The organism is Ralstonia nicotianae (assembly GCF_018243235.1).
Lineage (GTDB): Bacteria > Pseudomonadota > Gammaproteobacteria > Burkholderiales > Burkholderiaceae > Ralstonia > Ralstonia nicotianae.
On record NZ_CP046674.1, the window covers coordinates 827,807 to 846,644 of the forward strand.

Sequence of the window (18,838 nt, forward strand, 5' to 3'; positions counted from 1 at the left end):
GCGCTCATGCGGTGTGGCGGCGGAAGGCGCCGGCGCCCTGCAGCCACGCCAGCACCAGGTTGACCAGCAGCGCCAGCGCGATCAGCACGATGCCCAGCGCAATGCCCTGGGCGAACTCGCCCTTGCTGGTCTCCAGCGCAATCGCGGTGGTCATGGTGCGCGTGACGCCCTCGATGTTGCCGCCGACCATCAGCGCCGATCCGACCTCGGCGATCACCCGGCCGAAGCCCGCCACCACGGCGGCGCCCAGGCCGAAGCGCAGTTCGCGGAACACTGTGAACAGCAGCCGCACCGGGCCGGCGCCGAGCACGCGGGCGGTCTCCGCCAGGCGCGGGTCGGCGCGCTCGAAGGTGGCCAGCGCGAACGCTATGATCACCGGCAGGCCGAGCACCGCCTGGCCGAGGATCATGCCCCCTTGCGTGAACAGCAGCCCGAAGCCGCCCAGCGGCCCCTGGCGCGACAGCAGCAGGTAGAGCACCAGTCCGATCAGCACGGTCGGAAACGACAGCGAGGCCTGCGCCAGCACGACCAGCGCCCGGCGTCCGGGGAAGCGGTGCATGGCGATGGCGTAGGCCAGCAGCAGCGCCGGCGGCGCGGCCAGCAGCAGGCCGGCCAGCGCCACCTTCAGCGAGGTCCAGACGATCACCCAGAGCGCCGCGTCGCCGCGGGTGAGCAGGGCGAACGCCTCGACGGTGGCCGACCAGATGTCCATGCGCGGCGCGCTCAGGCGGTGAAGCTGTGCTCCGGGCCGGGGAAGGTGCCGTCCTTGACCGCCGTCACATAGGCCGTGACGGCGGCGTCGATGGTGGTCAGGCCGTCCATGAAGTTGCGCACGAACTTGGGCCGGTGGCCGGGGAACACGCCCAGCATGTCGTGCATCACCAGCACCTGGCCCGAGCACTCGGGCCCGGCGCCGATGCCGATGGTGGGGACCGCCAGCAGGCGCGTCACCTCGCCGGCCAGCGTGGCGGGAATGGCTTCCATGAGGACCATCTGCGCGCCGGCGTCCTGCACGGCCAGCGCATCGGCCTTGAGCTGCGCGGCGGCCTCGTCGCCCCGGCCCTGGACCTTGAAGCCGCCGAAGGCATGCACCGATTGCGGCGTTAGGCCGATGTGCGCGCACACCGGAATGCTGCGTTCGACCAGGAAACGGAGGGTGGGCGCCAGCCACTCGCCGCCTTCGAGCTTGACCATCTGCGCGCCGGCCTGCATCACGCGCACGGCGCTGTGGAAGGCTTGCTCGGGCGTGCCGTAGGTGCCGAAGGGCAGATCCGACATGAGCAGCGCCTTGGTCGTGCCGCGCGCCACGCATTCGGTGTGGTAGACGATGTGGTCGAGCGTGACGGGCAGCGTGGTCTTCTGGCCCTGCACCACGTTGCCCAGCGAATCGCCGACCAGCACCACGTCCACGCCGCTGCGCTCCATCAGGGCGGCGAAGCTGGCATCGTAGGCCGTCAGCATGGCGATGCGCTCGCCCGCCGCGCGCATGCCCTGCAGCGAGGTGACGGTCACGGCCTTGCGGGTGGATTCCTGGAGATAGCTGCTCATGGACTGGGATCAGGTTGAGCGCCGCGACCTTCCAGGCAGGCCATGCGATGGACCTGCTACCGGGTCGCGAGCTTGATGAATTCCTTGGGCCCGCGCATGGCGTCGATGCGGGTGAGCAAGGTGCGGAAATCGTCGTCGTTGCCGGCCGGATCGAAGGCGGCGGTATCGACGATCAGCGTCGGTGCGGCATCGTAATACAGAAACAGCTCGCCGTACGCGGCGCAGATGCGTTCGAGGTATTCCGCGTCGATGCCCGCTTCGTAAGGAACGGCGCGCCTGGCGATGCGGGGCAGCAGGTCTTCGGCGCGCGCCTGCAGGCAGACCACGAGATCGATGCGCTGCGGCGGCAGGGCCAGTGCTTGCGCCATGGCGTCGTACAGCGCGAGCTCGTCGGCGGGCAGCGTCAGCTGGGCGAACAGGCGGTCGCGCGGCAGGAAGCTGTCGGCGACGATGCGCTCGCCGGCCAGCGTGGCCTTCTGCCATGCGGCCAGCCGCTGCGCGCGCTGCAGCAGGAAGCGCAGCTGCACCGGCAGCGCATAGCGCGCGGGCTCTTCATAGAAGCGCGCGAGAAAGGGGTTGTCTTCGGGGGTTTCGAACAGCGTGGCCGCACGCAGGTGATCGGCCAGCCGTTGCGCCAATGCCGTCTTGCCGGCGCCGATCGGCCCTTCGACGACGATGCGGCGCAGATGATCGAGTGCCATCGCGTCTGGATTCGGGAGAGTGGAAAAGAGGTGTCAGGCGGCCGGCTTGGCGCGCATGCACTGGCACAGCGTCATCTTCTCGATGACTTGGTCGGCGACGCCCGGCAGCAGTGCCGCCACGGCGCCGATGCCGGGGATGACGAGATCCGGCGCCAGTTCGTGCAGCGGCAGCAGGGTAAAGGCACGCTGTCCGACGCGCGGATGCGGCACGGTCAGTTCGGGCGAGGTGAGGATCTGGTCGCCGTACAGCAGCAGGTCCAGGTCCAGCGTGCGCGGTGCGTTGCGGAACGGGCGTTCGCGGCCGAACTGGTCTTCGATATGGTGGCAGATGCGCAGCAGCTGGCCGGCGGTGAAGTGCGTATCGATGCGCACCACGGCATTGATGTAGTCGTCGCCGGTGGCGTCCACCGGGGCACTGCGGTACAGGCTGGACTTGCCGGTGATGCTGATGCCCACCTGCTGTGCGAGGCAGACCACGGCGTCTTTGACGGCCTGGCGCGCGTCGCCGAGGTTGGCGCCGATGCCGATATACGCCACTGTCATCACGTTCCCTCCGAACTGCCCGGGTTCACGTCGGCGACTGTATCCGATTTTGCCGGACCACGCCGGCGGCGGCGGCGCTTGGCGCCCGCGGGGGCGCCCCCGGCGGCGGCCGGCGCCTGCTTGGCCTGCGCGATCAGCGCTTCGCGCGCCTCGCCGTCGCCGTTCTGGAAGTCGGTCCACCAGGCGGCGAGCTCCTGCGGCAATTCGCCCGAGGCGCAGCGCAGGACCAGGAAGTCGTAGCCGGCGCGGAAGCGCGGCGATTCGAGCAGACGGTGGGGCATGCGGCCAACACGCTTCTCGAAGCGCGGCTGCATGCTCCAGATCTCCTTCATGTCGGCGGTGAAGCGGCGCTGGATGGCGAGCTGCTCGGTCTGGCGGTCGAGGACTTCGTCCATCGCCTCGTGCAGCGCGGGGATCAGCGGCTCGCCGGCGGCGCGGCGGCGGTTCCAGTGCTCCAGCACGTGGTGCCACATCAGCGAGGCGAACAGGAAGCCGGGCGAGACCGGCTTGCCGGCCTTGACGCGCTCATCGGTGTTGTCGAGCGCCAGCTGCACGAAGCGCTGGCCCATCGGCTGCTCGAGCGCCACGTCCAGCAGCGGCAGCAGGCCGCGGTGCAGGCCGGCCTTGCGCAGCTCCTGCAGCGATGCCCAGGCGTGGCCCGACATCAGCAGCTTGAGCATCTCGTCGAACAGCCGCGCGGCCGGCACGTTGTGGATCAGCGGCCCCAGCTCGGCGATCGGCGCGCGCGTGGCCGGGTCGATGTCGAAGCCGGTCTTGGCCGCGAAGCGCACCACGCGCAGCATGCGCACCGGGTCTTCGCGGTAGCGCGTATGCGGATCGCCGATCATGCGCAGCAGGCGCGCGCGCATGTCTTCCATGCCGCGGTGGTAGTCGTGCACGGTCTGGTCGGCCGGGTTGTAGTACATCGCGTTGACGGTGAAGTCGCGGCGGGTGGCGTCCTCGGCCTGGGTGCCCCACACGTTGTCGCGCAGCACGCGGCCGCTGGCGTCGACGGCGTGGGTGTGGTGGTCCAGCTCGGTGCGCTTGACGCGCTTGCCGGCCGGTACCTGCTCGCTTTCCACGGCGTCGACCAGCGCGCGGAAGGTCGACACCTCGATGATCTCCTGCTCGCGTCCGCCGTAGAACGTCACGTGCACGATCTGGAAGCGCCGTCCGATGATGCGCGAGCGGCGGAATAGCGCCTCCACCTGCTCGGGCGTGGCGTTGGTGGCGACGTCGAAGTCCTTTGGCTTGATGCCCAGCAGCAGATCGCGCACTGCGCCGCCCACGATGAAGGCGTCATAGCCGGCTTCCTGCAGCGTGGACGTGACCTTGACGGCGTTGCGCGACAGCAGCTTCGGGTCGATGCCGTGCTCTTCCACGCTCCACACGCGCGGCGCGCGCGGCACGCCCCCGGCGGCGGCCTTGGCGCGCGCCTTCGGGGTCTTGGGGGCGCGGGCCTTCCTGGCCGGCGTGCCGGGCTCGGTGGCGGGCGCGGTCTCCGCGGCGGGCCTGCCCAGCAGGCGATTGATGAGTTTCTTGATCACGCCGCGCTCTTTCAGAAGAGGTCCATGATGCGCCAGTTGCGCTGGGCGGCGAGGTGCCGCAGGGTGTCGTCGGGGTTGGTGGCGACCGGGTCGGTCACTTCTTCCAGCAGCGGCACGTCGTTGGCCGAATCGCTGTAGAAGGTGCTGCGATCGAAGTCGCTCCAGCCGCGGCCCATGTCGGCGAGCCACTCGTGCACGCGCGCGACCTTGCCCTCGCGGAAGCTCGGTGTGCCGGAGACGTCACCGGTGAAGGGGCCTTCGGGCGTGCCGTCGGCGGTGGCCGGCTCCGTGGCGATCAGGTGCTCGATGCCGAAGGCCTTGGCGATCGGCCGGGTGACGAAGCTGTTGGTGGCGGTGACCACGCAGCACAGGTCGCCGGCGTCCAGGTGCTTGCAAACCAGCGCCTGGGCCTGGGGCGTGATCTTGGGCAGGATCGTCTCGCGCATGAATTCGGCATGCCACTGGGCCAGCGTATCGCGCGAGTGGGCGGCGAGCGGCGCCAGGGCAAAGCGCAGGAAGGCATGGATGTCCAGCGTGCCGGACTTGTAGTCGGCATAGAACTGATCGTTCCTGCGCTGGTATTCGGCTGCATCCACGACCCCGCGGCGGATGAGGAAGCGCCCCCACTCGTGGTCGCTGTCGGTGGGGATCAGGGTGTGATCGAGGTCAAAGAGGGCGAGATTCATGGGGCGCGATTTTACCCGAAGGTGCGGCAAGGGGCCGCGTAGCGAGGGCGGTGGCCGATGTGGAGCGCCGTCGTGCTCAACTGTGTTCCGGTCGAGCCGGACCGGCTCACTTGAGCAGCGCCAGCATGTCGCGCAGCAGCGGCAGGGTGACGGCGCGCTTGCGGGCGAGCGAGTAGGTGTCGAGTGCTTCGAGCAGCGCCATCAGGCTCGGCATGTCGCGATAGGAGTGCGTCACAAGCCATTGCGGCACGTCGGCCGACAGCTGCATGCCGCGTTCGCGGGCGGCCTGGAGTAGCGCTTCGACCTTGTCGGCGTCGGACAGCGGGCGCAGCCAGTAGACCAGGCCCCACCCCAGCCGGGTGCGCAGGTCTTCACGCAGCGGCATCGACATCGGCGCGGCGGCCCCCGCGGTGATCAGCGCGGCATGCGGATCCGCGCGCACTTCGTTGACCAGGTTGAACGCCGCCACCTGTGCCCATTCGTCCAGCCGCTCGGCGTCGTCGATGGCCCAGATGGTGATGGCGGGGTCGTATTCGAACGCTTCCAGCGGTGCCTTCGCTTCCAGGTAGCGCGCCTGGAAGCCGGCGGCCTCCGCCTGCGCGCAGACAGCATGCAGCAGGTGGCTGCGGCCGCTGCCGGATTCGCCCCACAGGTAGACCAGGCGGTCGGCGGCGCGGCCGACGGCCAGCTCGGCGACCAGGCCCGAGAGGCGCAGCACCGCCTCTTCGTTGCCGGTGGCGACGAAGTTGCCGATGGTCGGGGCGGGTGTCGCGCCGAACTCGAGCGGTAGCTGTTGCGGAAGGGCCATGAAACGTGGGTCGATGGTCGGATTAGTCGCGGTACAGCTTGCTGCCCAGGTAGAGCTGCCGGATCTGCCGCAGGCCGACCAGCAGCACGGCGCTGATCGGCAGGGCCAGCAGGATACCGAAAAATCCGAACAATTGGCCAAAAGCCAGCAGGGCGAGGATGACCGCCAGCGGGTGCAGCCCGATGCGCTCGCCCACCAGCCGCGGCGTCAGGTAGAAACCTTCCAGCACCTGGCCGACGCCGTAGACCACCGCCACCGCCAGCAGGCCGTACAGGTTGCCGAATTGCAGCAGCGCCGACAGGATCGCCAGGATCAGGCCGATGCCGAAGCCGATGTAGGGGATGAACACCGCCAGCCCGGTGAAGATGCCGATCGGCAGCGCCACATCGAAGCCGGCCAGCGCCAACCCGGCCGAGTAATACGCCGCCAGCACCAGCATCACGATGATCTGTCCGCGCAGGTATTGCGACAGCAGGCCGTCGGTCTCGGCCGCCAGCTCGCGCGTCTTGCTGATCCAGCGGCGCGGCACGGCGCCTTCCAGCCGGCGTATCAGCATGTTCCAGTCCATCAGCAGGTAGAACATCACGATCGGCACCAGGAAGACGATGCCGAGCACTTGCACCGCGGCCGAGCCCGACACGCGCAGGTAGTTCAGCGCCGTGGACATCACGTCCTCCGGGCTGGCGGCGAGCTGTTCGGTGAGCAGCTTGCGCAGGCCGGGGAAGTCGAAGCGCACGTGCACGCCCATCTCCGCCAGCCGGGGCGTGACCGCCGCGTTCAGCTTGGACAGCATGCCGGGCAGCTGTTCGCGGATGGCGGGAATCTCCCGCTGCAGCACCGCCAGGATCAGCAGCATCAGCGCCACGGCCACCACTGTCAGCAGCAGGATCATCAGGAACACGCCCAGCACGCGCGGCACGCGGTGCCGTTGCAGCCATTCCACGCCGGGATGCAGGATGTACGATAGGATGCCCGCGAACACGAACGGCGTGAGCGTCGGCGCCAGCAGTTTGAGCAGGGCCAGGAAGGCGACGGCCACGGCGATCCACGCGAGCGTGCGCTTGGTGTCCTGCGTCAGCAACGGGGCGTTCATGGGCGGTCGGAGTCCTATGGCGGGTCGAAGAGGACCGGAAAGCAGCCAATGGGGGCGGCATCCGGTAAAATCGCGATTTTACTGGACCGGCGGGTCCTGATTTTGTGACTGTCCGCCGCGTGCCGCCGGTTTTTTCCATTCAGACGACTGTATGAGCGCTTCCGAAACCCCCTCCGCATCCGCATCGCGCGGCCTGTCCTACCGTGACGCGGGCGTCGACATCGAGGCCGGCGACGCCCTGGTCGACCGCATCAAGCCGTTTGCCAAGCGCACCCTGCGCGAAGGCGTGCTGGGCGGCATCGGCGGCTTTGGCGCGCTGTTCGAGATTTCCAAGAAGTACCAGGAGCCGGTGCTGGTGTCCGGCACCGACGGCGTGGGCACCAAGCTCAAGCTCGCCTTCGCGCTCAACCGCCACGACACCGTCGGCCAGGACCTGGTCGCGATGAGCGTCAACGACATCCTGGTGCAGGGCGCCGAGCCGCTGTTCTTCCTCGACTACTTCGCCTGCGGCAAGCTGGATGTCGATACCGCCGCCACCGTCATCAAGGGCATCGCACAGGGCTGCGAACTGGCCGGCTGCGCGCTGATCGGCGGCGAGACGGCCGAGATGCCCAGCATGTACCCCGCCGGCGAATACGACCTGGCCGGCTTTGCCGTCGGCGCGGTCGAGAAGCGCAAGATCATCGACGGCACCACCATCGCCTGCGGCGACGTGGTGCTGGGCCTGGCCTCGTCGGGCGCGCATTCGAACGGCTACTCGCTGGTGCGCAAGATCATCGAGGTGTCGCGCCCGGACCTGAACGCCGATTTCCACGGCCAGCGCCTGCAGGACGCCATCATGGCGCCGACGCGCATCTACGTGAAGCCGCTGCTGGCGCTGATCGACAAGCTGCCCGTCAAGGGCATGGCCCACATCACCGGCGGCGGCCTGGTCGAGAACGTGCCGCGCGTGCTGCCCGAAGGCGTGACCGCCGTGCTGCACCAGGACGCATGGACGCTGCCGCCGCTGTTCCAGTGGCTGCAGAAGGCCGGCAACGTGGCCGACGACGAGATGCACCGCGTGTTCAACTGCGGCATCGGCATGATCGTCATCGTGTCGGCGGCCGATGCGCCGGCGGCCATCGCCCACCTGAAGGATGCGGGCGAGACCGTCTACCAGATCGGCGAGATCCGCGCGCGCCAGCCGGGCGAAGCGCAGACCATCGTGATCTGACACGCGCCTCGCGCCCAACGAAAAGCCGCCGGACTGCCCGGCGGCTTTTTTTATGCGCGGCGCTTCGCGCTGGCCTATTTCAACGGCGCGAACGCGCCCGGCGAATCCTTGTCGCTCTGCAGCGCGCCGGTGTTCCGGTCGATCAGCAGGGTGACCACGCGCGGGGCCGTGTTCGGATCGCCGCCGCAGGCCGGCGTGTGGTTCTCCAGCACGTCGACGCTGTCGTGCGTGGCGTCTTCCTGGTCGACGATGAACGACAGGCAGTCGGGCGACAGGCTGGTCAGTTTGTATTGCCGGATGGCGGCGACGGCCCGGTCGATGGCCTTGGCCTGGTCGGCATCGCTGACGGCGGGGGCGCTGGCGGGTGCGGCCGGCGCACTCGCGGATGGCGCGGAAGCCGGGGCGGGCGCGGTGCCGGCCTTGCCGGATTCATCGGAGCGGCCGCAGCCGGCCAGCGCGGCGGCAGCCAGCACGGCAAGAAACAGGGGGCGATTCATGGAATGCGTGGGGGAGCTTTCGGTGATCAGACCGAGACTTTACCGGGAAGCGACCGACTTTTTCCACGCCGCGTACGCCTGCGGCAGGCACACCGCGCACGGCCGGTAGCCGGCGGCGCGGGCGTCGGCTTCGGTCAGGAAGAACACGCGGTGCCGCGCATAGCCGCCGCGCGCGATGGCCCGGCGCGCGGCGCGGCAATCGAGCCGTCCGTAGATGTGCGCGCGCCGGTGGCCGCCCAGCGTGCCGGGGATGGGGCTGTCGTACGGTTTGCCGCTGGCGCCGAGCAGCGTCCAGGTCTTCGCCGTCATCAGCCTTGCGCTTCGCGCTCCAGCAGCGCGCGCTTGCGCTCCACGCCCCAGCGGTAGCCGGAGAGCTGGCCGTCGCTGCGCACCACGCGGTGGCAGGGGATGGCCACCGCCAGATGGTTGGCGCCGCACGCCTGCGCCACCGCGCGCACCGCCCTGGGCGCGCCGATGCGCGCGGCGATCTCCGCGTAGCTCGCCGTGGTGCCGGGCGGAATCTCGCGCAATGCCTGCCACACGCGCTCCTGGAACGCGGTGCCGCGCACGTCCAGCGGCAGGTCCAGCCCGATCGAGGGCGCTTCGATCAGCCCGACCACCCTGGCGACCAGGTCTTCGAAATCCGCGTCGCCGCCGATCAGCTCAGCCTTGGGGAACTGGTCCTGCAGGTCGTGCACCAGTGCCTGCGGATCCTCGCCCAGCAGGATCGCGCAGATGCCGCGCTCGCTCTGCGCCACCAGGATCGCGCCTAGCGAGCATTCGCCCACGGCAAAGCGGATCGTCGTCTGCGCGCCGCCCGCGCGGTAGCGGCTGGCCGTCATGCCGAGCACGCCGTCGGACGCCTCGTAGAAGCGGCTGCTGGCATTGAAGCCGGCGTCGTAGATGGCCTCGGTGACGGAGCTGCCGCGGCCGAGCTGCGCGCGCAGCTTGCGCGCACGGTGCGCCGCGGCGTAGGCCTTGGGCGTCAGGCCGGTGACGGTCTTGAACAGCCGGTGGAAGTGGTACGGGCTCAGGCCGGCCTCCCGCGCGAGCGCTTCGAGCGCGGGCGGCGTGTCGGCTGCTTCGATGCGGCGGCACGCGGCGGCGACCCGCGCGGCGTGCTGCGCGCGGGCCGTGGTCTGGTCCGGCGTGGCGCGGCGGCTGGGGCGATAGCCGGCGGCCTCGGCCTCGGCGGGCGTGTCGAAGAATTCGACGTTCTCGGGGCGCGGCAGCCGCGACGGGCTGCTCGGCTGGCAGTACACGCCCGTGGTCTTCACGGCGTAGACGAACTGGCCGTCGGCGGACGCATCGCGCGCGAGCACGCGGGCCCAGCGCGGGTCGTGTTCGATGTTGGACGGTGCGGGCGTTGGCATGGTGTCGGATGACGTCAATCGATGCCTGTACTGTAGGCGCGTGCCCGGTCAGGGGCACTCCGCCGCTTGCGGTCGAATTCGGCGCGGCGGCGGCGGCGCTTCAGCCGGCCGGCATGCGCCACAGATACCACGCGGCGACGGTGCGGTAGGGGCTCCAGGCGCGGCCGATCTCCGCCATCTGCCTGCGCGTGGGGGCGGTTTCCAGGCGCTTGAGGCGGCGGTAGCCTTCGCGCACGCCGAAGTCGTCGGCGGGCAGGATGTCGGCGCGCTCCAGCGTGTAGATCAGCAGCATTTCCACCGTCCACCGCCCGACGCCGCGCAGGGTGACGAGCCGCTCGATCAGCGCCTCGTCCGGCAGGGCGAGCGCCTGGTCGCGCGTGGGCACGACGCCGTCGAGCGTGGCCTGCGCGATGCCGCGGATCGTCGCCAGCTTGGTCGCCGAGAAGCCGCAGCCGCGCAGCGTCGCCTCGTCGGTCTCCAGCAATTGCCGGGGCGATGGGAAATCGACACCGGGATACCGCGCCAGCAGGCGGCCGAGGATGGCGTCGCCGGCCCTGGCATGCAGCTGCTGATAGGCGATGGCGCGCACCAGCGCCTCGTACGGGTCGCGCGCGGGCTTGGCGGTGTGCTGGCAGGGGCCGATGGCGGCGATGTGGCGCGCCCAGTCGTCGTCCAACGACGACAGGAACGCGGTGGCTTGCCGGTAGGTGCGTTCGGACAGGTCGGCGGCGATGCTCATGTCAGCCGGCCCGGCGCAAGGTCAGGTTGATGCGCTGCGCGCCCAGCAGCGGATGCGCGGCTTCCTTGAGCGGCAGGACGCCGTGGTAGCGCAGGCGATCCGGTCCGCCCCAGACCACCACATCGCCGTGGAAGAGCGGCACGCGCAGCGTCTTGTCGGTGCGCCGGTGGCCACCCCACAAGAACATGGCCGGCATGCCGAGCGAGACCGACACGATGGGCGCGCCGTAATCCTGCTCGTCCTTGTCCTGGTGCAGCGACAGGCGCGCACCGGGCACGTAGCGGTTGATGAGGCAGGCGTCGGGCGTGAAGCCTGGGAAGCCGGCTGCGGCGGCGGCATTGCGCGCCAGGCGCAGGAAGCAGTCGGGCAGCGGCGGCCAGGGCTGACCGGTCTGCGGGTCGCGCGCGGCATAGCGGTAGCCGCGGCGGTCGGAGGTCCAGCCGAGCGCGCCGCAGTTGGTGAGCGCGACCGACATCTCGAAGCCGCCCGGCGTGACCATGTGGCGGAACGGCGCCTGCCGTGCGATGTCGTCGATGGCCGCGAGCAGCGCGGTGGCCTCGGCCAGCGCAAAGCCGCGCAGCACGACCGCCGCTTCACCGAGCGCGATGCGGCGGTCGTCAGCGGGGGCATGGTCGGCAAAGAGATCGCGGGTCGTCATGCGCTCGGCGTCACAGGGCGTCGTGGAAGATGATGCCCACAGTATGCCGCTGTCCCGAGCGCAGGCGGCTCACGCCGTGGCGCATGGTGACGCGGTAGGGGCCGCGCGCGCCCTGCACCGGCCGCTGGCTGACCGCGAAGACCGCCGCATCGCCCTTGCGCAGCGGCACCACGTCGGGCCGCGACTGCATGCGCGGGCGCTGCTCGGTCATCACGAATTCGCCGCCGGTGAAGTCCGCGCCGGGCTCGGACAGCAGGATCGCCACCTGCAGCGGAAAGACGTGCTCGCCGTAGAGGTCCTGGTGCAGGCAGTTGTAGTCGCCGGGGCCGTATTGCAGGATCAGCGGCGTCGGGCGCAGCTGGCCGGCGTCGTGGCAGCGCCGCAGGAAATCGGCGTGCGCGGCGGGATAGCGCACGTCGATGCCCATCGCCTGGTTCCAGCGGTTGGCGATGGGCGCGAGGCGCGGGTAGAGCTGCGTGCGCAGGTGTTCGATGAGGCCGGGCAGCGGATAGGCGAAATACTTGTACTCGCCGCGCCCGAAGCCATGGCGGGCCATCACCACGCGCGAGCGGTAGAGGCTGTCGCGCGGGTAGAGGGCGGCCAGCGCGTCGCAGGCCCCGGGCGTCAGCAGGCCGGGCAGCAGGGCGTTGCCGGCGTCGTTGAGCGCGTCTTCCACGGCGCGCCAGTCGAAGGTGTCGATTGGCGCGCCGCTTGTGTCGATCGCGCCGGGGGGGGCGGTTCGCAGTCCGGTCATGCGCGGGCCTCGCGTTGCAGCAACGCACGCTTGCGTTCCAGTCCCCAACGATACCCCGCCAGTCCGCCATCCGCACGGACGGCGCGATGGCACGGGATCGCGATCGCCAGCACGTTGGCCGCGCAGGCGCCGGCCACTGCGCGCGCCGCGTCGGGCCGGCCGATGCGTTCGGCGATCTCGGTGTAGGTGGCGGTCGCGCCGGCCGGGACGTCGTGCAGCGCCTGCCAGACCGCGCGCTGGAACGGCGTGCCGCCCATGTCGAGCGGGCCGCCGAAGCCGAGCGACGGGGCTTCGGCCAGGGCGATGGCGCGCGCCAGTTGCGCGGCGAGCGCGGGCCAGTCTTCGATCAGCGTCGCGCCGGGAAACGCGTCGGCGAGTGCCGCGCGCAGCGCCTTCGCATCGTCGCCGAGCAGCAGCGCGCAGAGGCCGTGTCCCCGGGTGGCAACCAGAACGTGGCCGAGCGAGCCCTTGCCGACGGCGTAGCGCAGGGTGGGGGGATCGACGGGTTTCATGCTTCGCTCCATCGGGCAGTTGTTGATGAAGCGAAGGTTAGGTGCCCGGTGCCGGCTCGGCACTCCGGGGCTTGCGGTTGAATTCGGCGCCGGTCAGTCCGGCGCGGTCAGACCCTCGGGCATCGGTAGCGCGGCCATCCTGGCGAGCGCGTCGCCGGTGGTGCGGCAGATGCGCCAGTCGGGCAGCACGTCGGCGCCCATCGCTTCGTAGAAGGCGATGGACGGTGCGTTCCAGTCCAGCACGCTCCATTCGAAGCGGCCGCAGTCCCGCTCCCGCGCGAGGCGCGCCACGTGCACCAGCAGCGCCTTGCCGATGCCGTGACCGCGCCAGGCCGGCTCCACGAACAGGTCTTCCAGGTACAGGCCCGGCTTGCACAGGAAGGTCGAGACATTGTGGAAGAACAGCGCGAAGCCGACGGCTCGGCCGTCCACCTCGGCCACCACCGCCTCGCCGTACGGACGCGGGCCGAACAGCACGGCGCGCAGGGCTTCCGGGGTGGCCTGCATCAGGTGCGTCAGTTTTTCGTACTCGGCGAGCGCCCCGATCAGGCGGACCAGCGCCTCGCAGTCGTCCGGCGCGGCGCTGCGCAGGGTGAAGGTGGCGCGATCGGCTTGCGTGGTCGTCATGGCGTTTCGAGTGCGTTGCGGACCAGGCGTGCCACCTGGTCGACGTAGTCGGGGGCGAGGCAGTCGACCACGCGGCGCTCGGGCGTGCTGCGCAGCCATGTGATCTGGCGCTTGCAGAGCTGGCGCGTGGCGGCGATGCCCTGCTCGCGCAGTGTGGCCATGTCGATCTCGCCGTCGAGGTAGGCCCACGCCTGACGATAGCCGACGCAGCGGATGGACGGCAGCACCGGCGACAGATCGCCCCGGCGGCGCAGCGCCTCCACCTCGTCGAGCAGGCCGCCGGCCAGCATCGCATCGAAGCGCTGTGCGATGCGGGCGTGCAGCACGGCGCGGTCGGCGGGCTCCAGCGCGATGCTCAGGTAGGCGGCCGCGGCTTCGTGCCGGTGGAAGGCGGCGGCACCGGCCTCGCGCGCCAGCAGGGCGGACATCGGCTGGCCGGTCAGCCGGTACAGCTCCAGTGCGCGCTGGATGCGCTGGGCATCGGTGGCATGCAGCCGCGCCGCGGTGACGGGATCGACCTGCGCGAGCTTCGCATGCAGCGCCGGCCAGCCGTCGCGCGCGGCCTCGGCGTCGATCTCGGCGCGGATGGCCGGGTCGGCGCCGGGCAGGTCGGACAGCCCCTGCGTCAGCGCCTTGTAATACAGCATCGTGCCGCCGACGATCAGCGGCAGCCTGCCGCGCGCGCGGATGGCTTCGATCAGCGCCTGCGCGTCGGTGGCGAACTGCGCGGCGGAATACGCATCGAGCGGGTCGATGATGTCGATCAGGTGATGCGGCGCAATGGCCTGCTCCGCCCGGCTCGGCTTGGCCGTGCCGATGTCCATGTCGCGATAGACCAGCGCGGAATCCATGCTGATGATCTCGACCGGCCAGCGCTCGGCGAGCGCGAGCGCGGCGGCGGTCTTGCCGGAGGCGGTCGGGCCGAGCAGGCAGACGGCGCGCGGGGCGGTGTGCGGGGCGGCGGTCATCGTGCGGTCACTGGCCGCGCAGGAACAGCCGGTCCAGATCGGCGACCGTCAGCTGGATCCACGTCGGCCGGCCGTGGTTGCACTGGTCGGCGCGTTCGGTGGCTTCCATCTGGCGCAGCAGGGCGTTCATTTCGTCCAGGTTCAGCCGGCGGTTGGCGCGCACGGCGGAATGGCAGGCCAGCGTGGCGAGCAGCTCGTTCTGGCGCTCGGCCAGCACGCGCGAGCCGCCGTAGGCTTGCAGGTCGCGCAGCACGTCGCGGGCGAGCGCCTGGGCATCGGCCTTCTGCAGCAGCGTGGGCACGGCGCGCACCGCCAGCGTGGTCGGCGAGACGGCACTGATGTCGAAGCCGAGCAGGTCCAGCGTGTCGCCGAATTCCTCCGCCGTGCCGATCTCCACCGGACTGGCCGCAAAGGTGACCGGGATCAGCAGCGGCTGCACTTCGATGCGTCTGGCTTCCAGCGCCGTTTTCAGCTGTTCGTACAGGATGCGCTCGTGCGCGGCGTGCATGTCGACCAGCACCATGCCGCGCGCGTTCTGCGCCAGCACGTAGATGCCGTGCAGCTGGGCGACGGCGAAGCCGAGCGGGTGCGCGTCGTCGCTGTCATCGGCTTGCGGCGCCGCTGCCGGCTCGGATGCCTGGGCCGGGGCCGCGTCGGCGGGTGCGGAGGCCGCGCCATCGAACAGGGTGGCGGCGCTCGGCACGTCGGCCATCCATGCCGGGCGGCTCGACGGCTGCGGCGCGCTGCCGCCGCGCATCATCGCCAGGTATTCCGCGCGCGGCTGGGCGATGCCGAGCGAGGTCTGCCGCGCGGCCATCTGGTTGACCCAGCGCGTGGTGTTGTCGGCGGGCGTGGCCGTGGCGCCGGGCTGCTCGGGCGCGTCGGCGATGTCGGTGCGCAGGCTGTCGCCCTGTTCGCCGGCGTGGCGCGACAGCGCGCGCTGCACCGCGTGGTAGACGAACTGGTGCACTGCGCGGCTGTCGCGGAAGCGCACCTCGATCTTGGACGGATGCACGTTCACGTCCACCGCCTCGGGCGGCAGCTCCAGGCACAGCACGTAGGCGGGGAAGCGGTCGCCATGCAGCACGTCTTCATAGGCGCTGCGCACGGCGTGGGTCAACAGGCGGTCGCGCACGAAGCGGCCGTTGACGTAGAAGAACTGGTGGTCGGCCCGGCCGCGCGAGGCCGTCGGCAGGCCGGCAAAGCCGAACAGGCGCAGCTCGCCGGCCGCCTCTTCGAACGGCAGGCGGGCGCGGGCGAACTCGGTGCCCAGCACGGCGGCGGTGCGCATGTCGGCCTGGGCGGCGTTCCAGTGCTCCAGCGGCTTGCCGTTGTGATGCACGGAGATGGCCACGTCCGGGCGCGCCAGTGCGGTGCGGCGGATCACCTCCAGGCAGTGGCCCAGTTCGGTCTGTTCGGTCTTGAGGAATTTGCGGCGCGCCGGCGTGTTGAAGTACAGGTGCTGCACGTCGACCGTGGTGCCGACGCCGCCCGAGGCCGGCTGCACGCGCCCCGTTTGCGCGATGATCTGCGTGGCGTGCGCGTCTTGCGCGGTGCGCGAGGTGAGCGTCAACTCCGCCACCGAGGCGATCGATGCCAGCGCCTCGCCGCGGAACCCCAGCGTTGCCACCGATTCCAGCTCCTCCAGCGAGCCGATCTTGCTGGTCGCGTGCCGCATCAGCGCGACCGGCAGTTCGTCGACCGGAATGCCGCCGCCGTTGTCGGTGATGGCGATGCGCCGCACGCCGCCTTCTTCCAGCTTGATCTGCAGCTGAGTGGCGCCGGCGTCGAGTGCGTTCTCGAGCAGTTCCTTGACCACGGAGGCCGGGCGTTCGACCACCTCGCCGGCCGCGATCTGGCTGATCAGCTGGTCGGGAAGCGGACGGATGGGGCGGCGGGCAGGGGTGGCGGCAGTCATCGCGGCATTATAAAGGCCGCCCCCGGTGCGGCGCAGGGCACCGGTGCCCGCCCTGGCCCGTCATGGCGACTGCGCGGTCCGCGTGTCGACGGCCGGGCCCCACACCAGCGATTCCGGATGCTGCGCGACCGTATCGGTGAGCGTGTCGAGGGCGCGCAACGTCTGCCCCAGCTGCTCCCGCACCCGCGACAGGTCTGCCGGCCGCAGCAACGGACTCTGCGCGATCGCCTGTGCCGCGTCGAATGCCTGCCGCGCGGCGGCAAGCGTCGCGCGCGCCTGCGGCGCCAGTTGCGCATCGGTCAGCGCGAAGAGGCGACGGGCGTTGTCCAGGCGCTGGCCGAGGTGGGTGCCCAGCTGGTCCAGCGGAACCCGATCGAGCGTCTTGGCGAGGTCTGCGACCTGGGCCTGGAGGTCGTCGAGCGTGTTCGGGATGGTCGGCAGCGCGATCAGCGTTCCGTTCAGGTCGAGCTGCACCGGCGGCGCGTTCGGGAACATGTCGAGCGCCACGTACAGCTGATTGGTGAGCAGGTTGCCGGTGCGCAGTTGTCCGCGCAGTCCCCGCGCCACGAGCGTGCGCAGCAGCGCCTTGCCCGCGGCGGCGTCGCCGTACTCGGAGGAGGCGCGGAAGGCCTGCCCGAGGCGGTCGGGGTACAGGTTCAGCGTGACCGGCATGACGAAGGTGTGTGTCTTCGGATCGAACGCCACCCCGACGTTCGTCACTTCGCCCAACTGCACGCCGCGGAAATCCACCGCCGCGCCGACCGACAGCCCGTGCAGCGACTGGTCGAAATGCATGACCACGGTGGACGGCTTGCCGTCGAGGCCATCTGCCGCATCGAGGTCGCCGGACTGGAGGCTGAAGACCGTGCCGTCCGGCACGGCGTCGCCCGCGGGCTGGCCGGGCGACGGCTGGAAGGCGATGCCGCCCAGCAGCATCGTCTGGAAGGATTCGGCGTTCACGCGAAGGCCGGCCGCATCGAGCCTCAACCCGAGGCCGCTTGCATGCCGCCACTGCGTGTCCCGGCCGACGTACCGGTGGTAGGGCGCCTCGATGAACACGTCGACCGTCACGCCCGCGCCATCCTTGTCCAGCGCGGTGCCGGTCACCTGCCCGACCTCGACATGGCGGTAGTAGACGGGCGATCCCGTTTCCACCGAGCCGAGCGATGGCCCGCGCAGGACGAAACGCGCGCCCTGCTGGCGCAAGCTCACCACGGGCGGGTTTTCCAGGCCGGTGAACTGCGTTTCGGGTTCGTGCGAGCCGCCGCTGTCGGCGCCGATATAGGTGCCGGACAGCAGCGTGCCGAGGCCGGAGGCACCGCTCATGCCGGCACGCGGGCGCACGATCCAGAAGCGCGTGCCGTGGGTGGCGAAGTCGGCGGCCTCCTGGTTCAGCTGCACCGTGACAAGGACGCGGGACAGGTCCGTCGACAGCCTGACCGCCGTCACCATGCCGATGTCGACGTCGTTGTACCTGACCGGCGTCTTGCCGGGCTCGATGCCTTCGCCGTCCTGGAAACCGAGGGTGATGGCCGGCCCGTGCCCGCGCACTTGCCCGGCGACGAGGCCGATGCTGACCAGCGCCGCCAGCATCGGCACCAGCCAGATGAGCAACTGCAGCCAGCGGAGCCGATGCGCCGGAGGATGTCCGGCGGCGTCGCGCTGGCAGCGTGCGACGCCCGGCAGCCGGCGGGGCCGGCCATCGCCCGGAGCGTCGGGGCGGGATGGCTTGGTCATGGCCGCGCGGAGTCGACTCGGTGGTCGCCGTCGGAGCAGGCTCAACTGGCGGCTTATTTCAGCTGCGCGACCAGTGCATCGGCCCCTTTCTCGACTCCGGTCTTGGCGGCGCTCAGCGAGCCGATGCTCGCCCCCAGATTCCACGGGCTGGGGTACTGCTTGGTCACGTAGGCGTTGAGCAGCCGGTTGTTGGACGCGTCATAGATTTCGACCGCGTACATGACGAAGCCGGTGAAGGTGCCTTCCCGGCCGCGGGCAGTCTGCACACCGTTGTAGATGCCGCCGGCGATATCGAAGCGCGACAGCGTGCCGAGCACCGGGGTGGTGGTGTCCGCACCGGTCAGCGTCAGCTTCAGGCGCAGCGTGTTCGGGCCCGCGTCGTTCGCGAGCTCGAAGCGCGATTGCAGCTTCTCGGCGAACTTGGCCTGCATGTACCCGGCCAGCGCGGCGCGATCGGTCTCGCTCATGTCGCCGAACTGGCTGTCGGCGCCGCGATAGACCGCCACCGGATCGATCTGGATGCGCCGGTACTTCCGCCAGTCGACCTGGGTGGCGTAGCTGTACGGCATGCGGCCGGACGCGTCCTGCAGATTGGGCTTCATGTAGGAGGACGAAGCGATCCCCGAATACGCAACGGGCTGGACGCTTGCGCAGCCCGCCAGCACGGCGCAGGTCGTGGCGATCAGCAGGTGCCGTGCCTTGTGTGATGTGTTCATGTCGATCTCCGGTTCCGATTCCGCACCTGTCGCCCCGGGGCGCAGGCTTCTTGTGCATGGCGGGCCATGCGAGGCTGCAGACTAGCATCGGCCGCCTCGGATGTAAACCGACCAGACGGTTTGTTTTGTGTGGGGGAAAAGGCTGACGGACAGTGCCCGGCGCATGCCGGTTCACCCGGAAAGCGCATCGGACAAGGGTT

Annotated in this window: 21 protein-coding genes; 1 reads left to right on the plus strand and 20 read right to left on the minus strand. The window is 70.3% G+C overall.

Annotation, left to right across the window (positions count from 1 at the left end):
• Positions 1-4: 4 nt before the first annotated feature.
• The 8 genes from GO999_RS03820 to GO999_RS03855 form a co-directional block, all read right to left on the minus strand.
• Positions 5-712: an ABC transporter permease gene (locus tag GO999_RS03820; protein WP_011002541.1), complete on the minus strand. Its 708-nt coding sequence runs from the start codon at positions 710-712 to the stop codon at positions 5-7.
• An 11-nt stretch (positions 713-723) separates the two neighbouring features.
• Positions 724-1,548 carry a 3-methyl-2-oxobutanoate hydroxymethyltransferase gene (gene panB, locus GO999_RS03825; protein ID WP_011002540.1) on the minus strand — a complete coding sequence of 275 codons (825 nt, stop codon included), beginning with the start codon at positions 1,546-1,548 and terminating at the stop codon, positions 724-726.
• Between the two features lie 56 nt (positions 1,549-1,604).
• Positions 1,605-2,249, minus strand: coding sequence for a deoxynucleoside kinase (locus tag GO999_RS03830; protein ID WP_011002539.1), 645 nt, complete (start codon positions 2,247-2,249; stop codon positions 1,605-1,607).
• Between the two features lie 33 nt (positions 2,250-2,282).
• Entirely contained in the window at positions 2,283-2,792 is a 510-nt protein-coding gene (gene folK, locus GO999_RS03835; protein WP_003271964.1) for a 2-amino-4-hydroxy-6-hydroxymethyldihydropteridine diphosphokinase, read from the minus strand.
• Positions 2,792-4,339, minus strand: a complete 1,548-nt coding sequence (pcnB, locus tag GO999_RS03840; protein ID WP_020832586.1) for a polynucleotide adenylyltransferase PcnB — start codon at positions 4,337-4,339, stop codon at positions 2,792-2,794. The genes folK and pcnB overlap by 1 nt, the downstream gene beginning before the upstream one ends.
• Before the next feature lie 11 nt (positions 4,340-4,350).
• Positions 4,351-5,025 carry a histidinol-phosphatase gene (locus GO999_RS03845; protein WP_011002536.1) on the minus strand — a complete coding sequence of 225 codons (675 nt, stop codon included), beginning with the start codon at positions 5,023-5,025 and terminating at the stop codon, positions 4,351-4,353.
• Positions 5,026-5,131: 106 nt separating this feature from the next.
• Positions 5,132-5,833, minus strand: coding sequence for a DnaA regulatory inactivator Hda (hda, locus tag GO999_RS03850; RefSeq protein ID WP_011002535.1), 702 nt, complete (start codon positions 5,831-5,833; stop codon positions 5,132-5,134).
• Positions 5,834-5,855: 22 nt separating this feature from the next.
• Entirely contained in the window at positions 5,856-6,926 is a 1,071-nt protein-coding gene (locus GO999_RS03855; RefSeq protein WP_011002534.1) for an AI-2E family transporter, read from the minus strand.
• Positions 6,927-7,077: 151 nt separating this feature from the next.
• Between GO999_RS03855 and purM the strand changes: the two genes are divergently transcribed.
• Entirely contained in the window at positions 7,078-8,139 is a 1,062-nt protein-coding gene (gene purM, locus GO999_RS03860) for a phosphoribosylformylglycinamidine cyclo-ligase (RefSeq protein ID WP_011002533.1), read from the plus strand.
• Between the two features lie 74 nt (positions 8,140-8,213).
• Here purM and GO999_RS03865 read toward each other — a convergent pair whose 3' ends face one another.
• The 12 genes from GO999_RS03865 to GO999_RS03920 form a co-directional block, all read right to left on the minus strand.
• Complete coding sequence (locus GO999_RS03865) at positions 8,214-8,636, minus strand: hypothetical protein (protein ID WP_011002487.1); 423 nt, start codon at positions 8,634-8,636, stop codon at positions 8,214-8,216.
• A 39-nt stretch (positions 8,637-8,675) separates the two neighbouring features.
• Positions 8,676-8,945: an Ada metal-binding domain-containing protein gene (locus GO999_RS03870; RefSeq protein WP_019718318.1), complete on the minus strand. Its 270-nt coding sequence runs from the start codon at positions 8,943-8,945 to the stop codon at positions 8,676-8,678.
• Positions 8,945-10,009, minus strand: a complete 1,065-nt coding sequence (gene ada, locus GO999_RS03875) for a bifunctional DNA-binding transcriptional regulator/O6-methylguanine-DNA methyltransferase Ada (protein ID WP_019718319.1) — start codon at positions 10,007-10,009, stop codon at positions 8,945-8,947. The genes GO999_RS03870 and ada overlap by 1 nt, the downstream gene beginning before the upstream one ends.
• Before the next feature lie 100 nt (positions 10,010-10,109).
• On the minus strand, positions 10,110-10,748 hold the full coding sequence (locus tag GO999_RS03880) for a DNA-3-methyladenine glycosylase family protein (protein WP_071011369.1): 639 nt from the start codon (positions 10,746-10,748) through the stop codon (positions 10,110-10,112).
• 1 nt (position 10,749) lies between these two features.
• Positions 10,750-11,406, minus strand: coding sequence for a DNA oxidative demethylase AlkB (gene alkB / locus GO999_RS03885; RefSeq protein ID WP_071011371.1), 657 nt, complete (start codon positions 11,404-11,406; stop codon positions 10,750-10,752).
• Between the two features lie 10 nt (positions 11,407-11,416).
• Positions 11,417-12,160, minus strand: a complete 744-nt coding sequence (locus GO999_RS03890; protein WP_211906552.1) for a 2OG-Fe(II) oxygenase — start codon at positions 12,158-12,160, stop codon at positions 11,417-11,419.
• Complete coding sequence (locus tag GO999_RS03895) at positions 12,157-12,672, minus strand: methylated-DNA--[protein]-cysteine S-methyltransferase (protein ID WP_020832579.1); 516 nt, start codon at positions 12,670-12,672, stop codon at positions 12,157-12,159. Before GO999_RS03895 ends, GO999_RS03890 begins: the two co-directional genes overlap by 4 nt.
• A gap of 93 nt (positions 12,673-12,765) precedes the next feature.
• Complete coding sequence (locus GO999_RS03900) at positions 12,766-13,299, minus strand: GNAT family N-acetyltransferase (protein WP_011002480.1); 534 nt, start codon at positions 13,297-13,299, stop codon at positions 12,766-12,768.
• A complete protein-coding gene (gene miaA / locus GO999_RS03905) occupies positions 13,296-14,267 on the minus strand; it encodes a tRNA (adenosine(37)-N6)-dimethylallyltransferase MiaA (RefSeq protein ID WP_011002479.1) in 972 nt (323 codons plus the stop codon). The genes GO999_RS03900 and miaA overlap by 4 nt, the downstream gene beginning before the upstream one ends.
• A gap of 7 nt (positions 14,268-14,274) precedes the next feature.
• Entirely contained in the window at positions 14,275-16,185 is a 1,911-nt protein-coding gene (gene mutL / locus GO999_RS03910; RefSeq protein ID WP_011002478.1) for a DNA mismatch repair endonuclease MutL, read from the minus strand.
• Positions 16,186-16,245: 60 nt separating this feature from the next.
• Complete coding sequence (locus tag GO999_RS03915; RefSeq protein WP_111374741.1) at positions 16,246-17,922, minus strand: PqiB family protein; 1,677 nt, start codon at positions 17,920-17,922, stop codon at positions 16,246-16,248.
• Positions 17,923-17,975: 53 nt separating this feature from the next.
• Complete coding sequence (locus GO999_RS03920) at positions 17,976-18,638, minus strand: DUF3313 domain-containing protein (RefSeq protein WP_011002476.1); 663 nt, start codon at positions 18,636-18,638, stop codon at positions 17,976-17,978.
• Positions 18,639-18,838 lie beyond the last annotated feature (200 nt).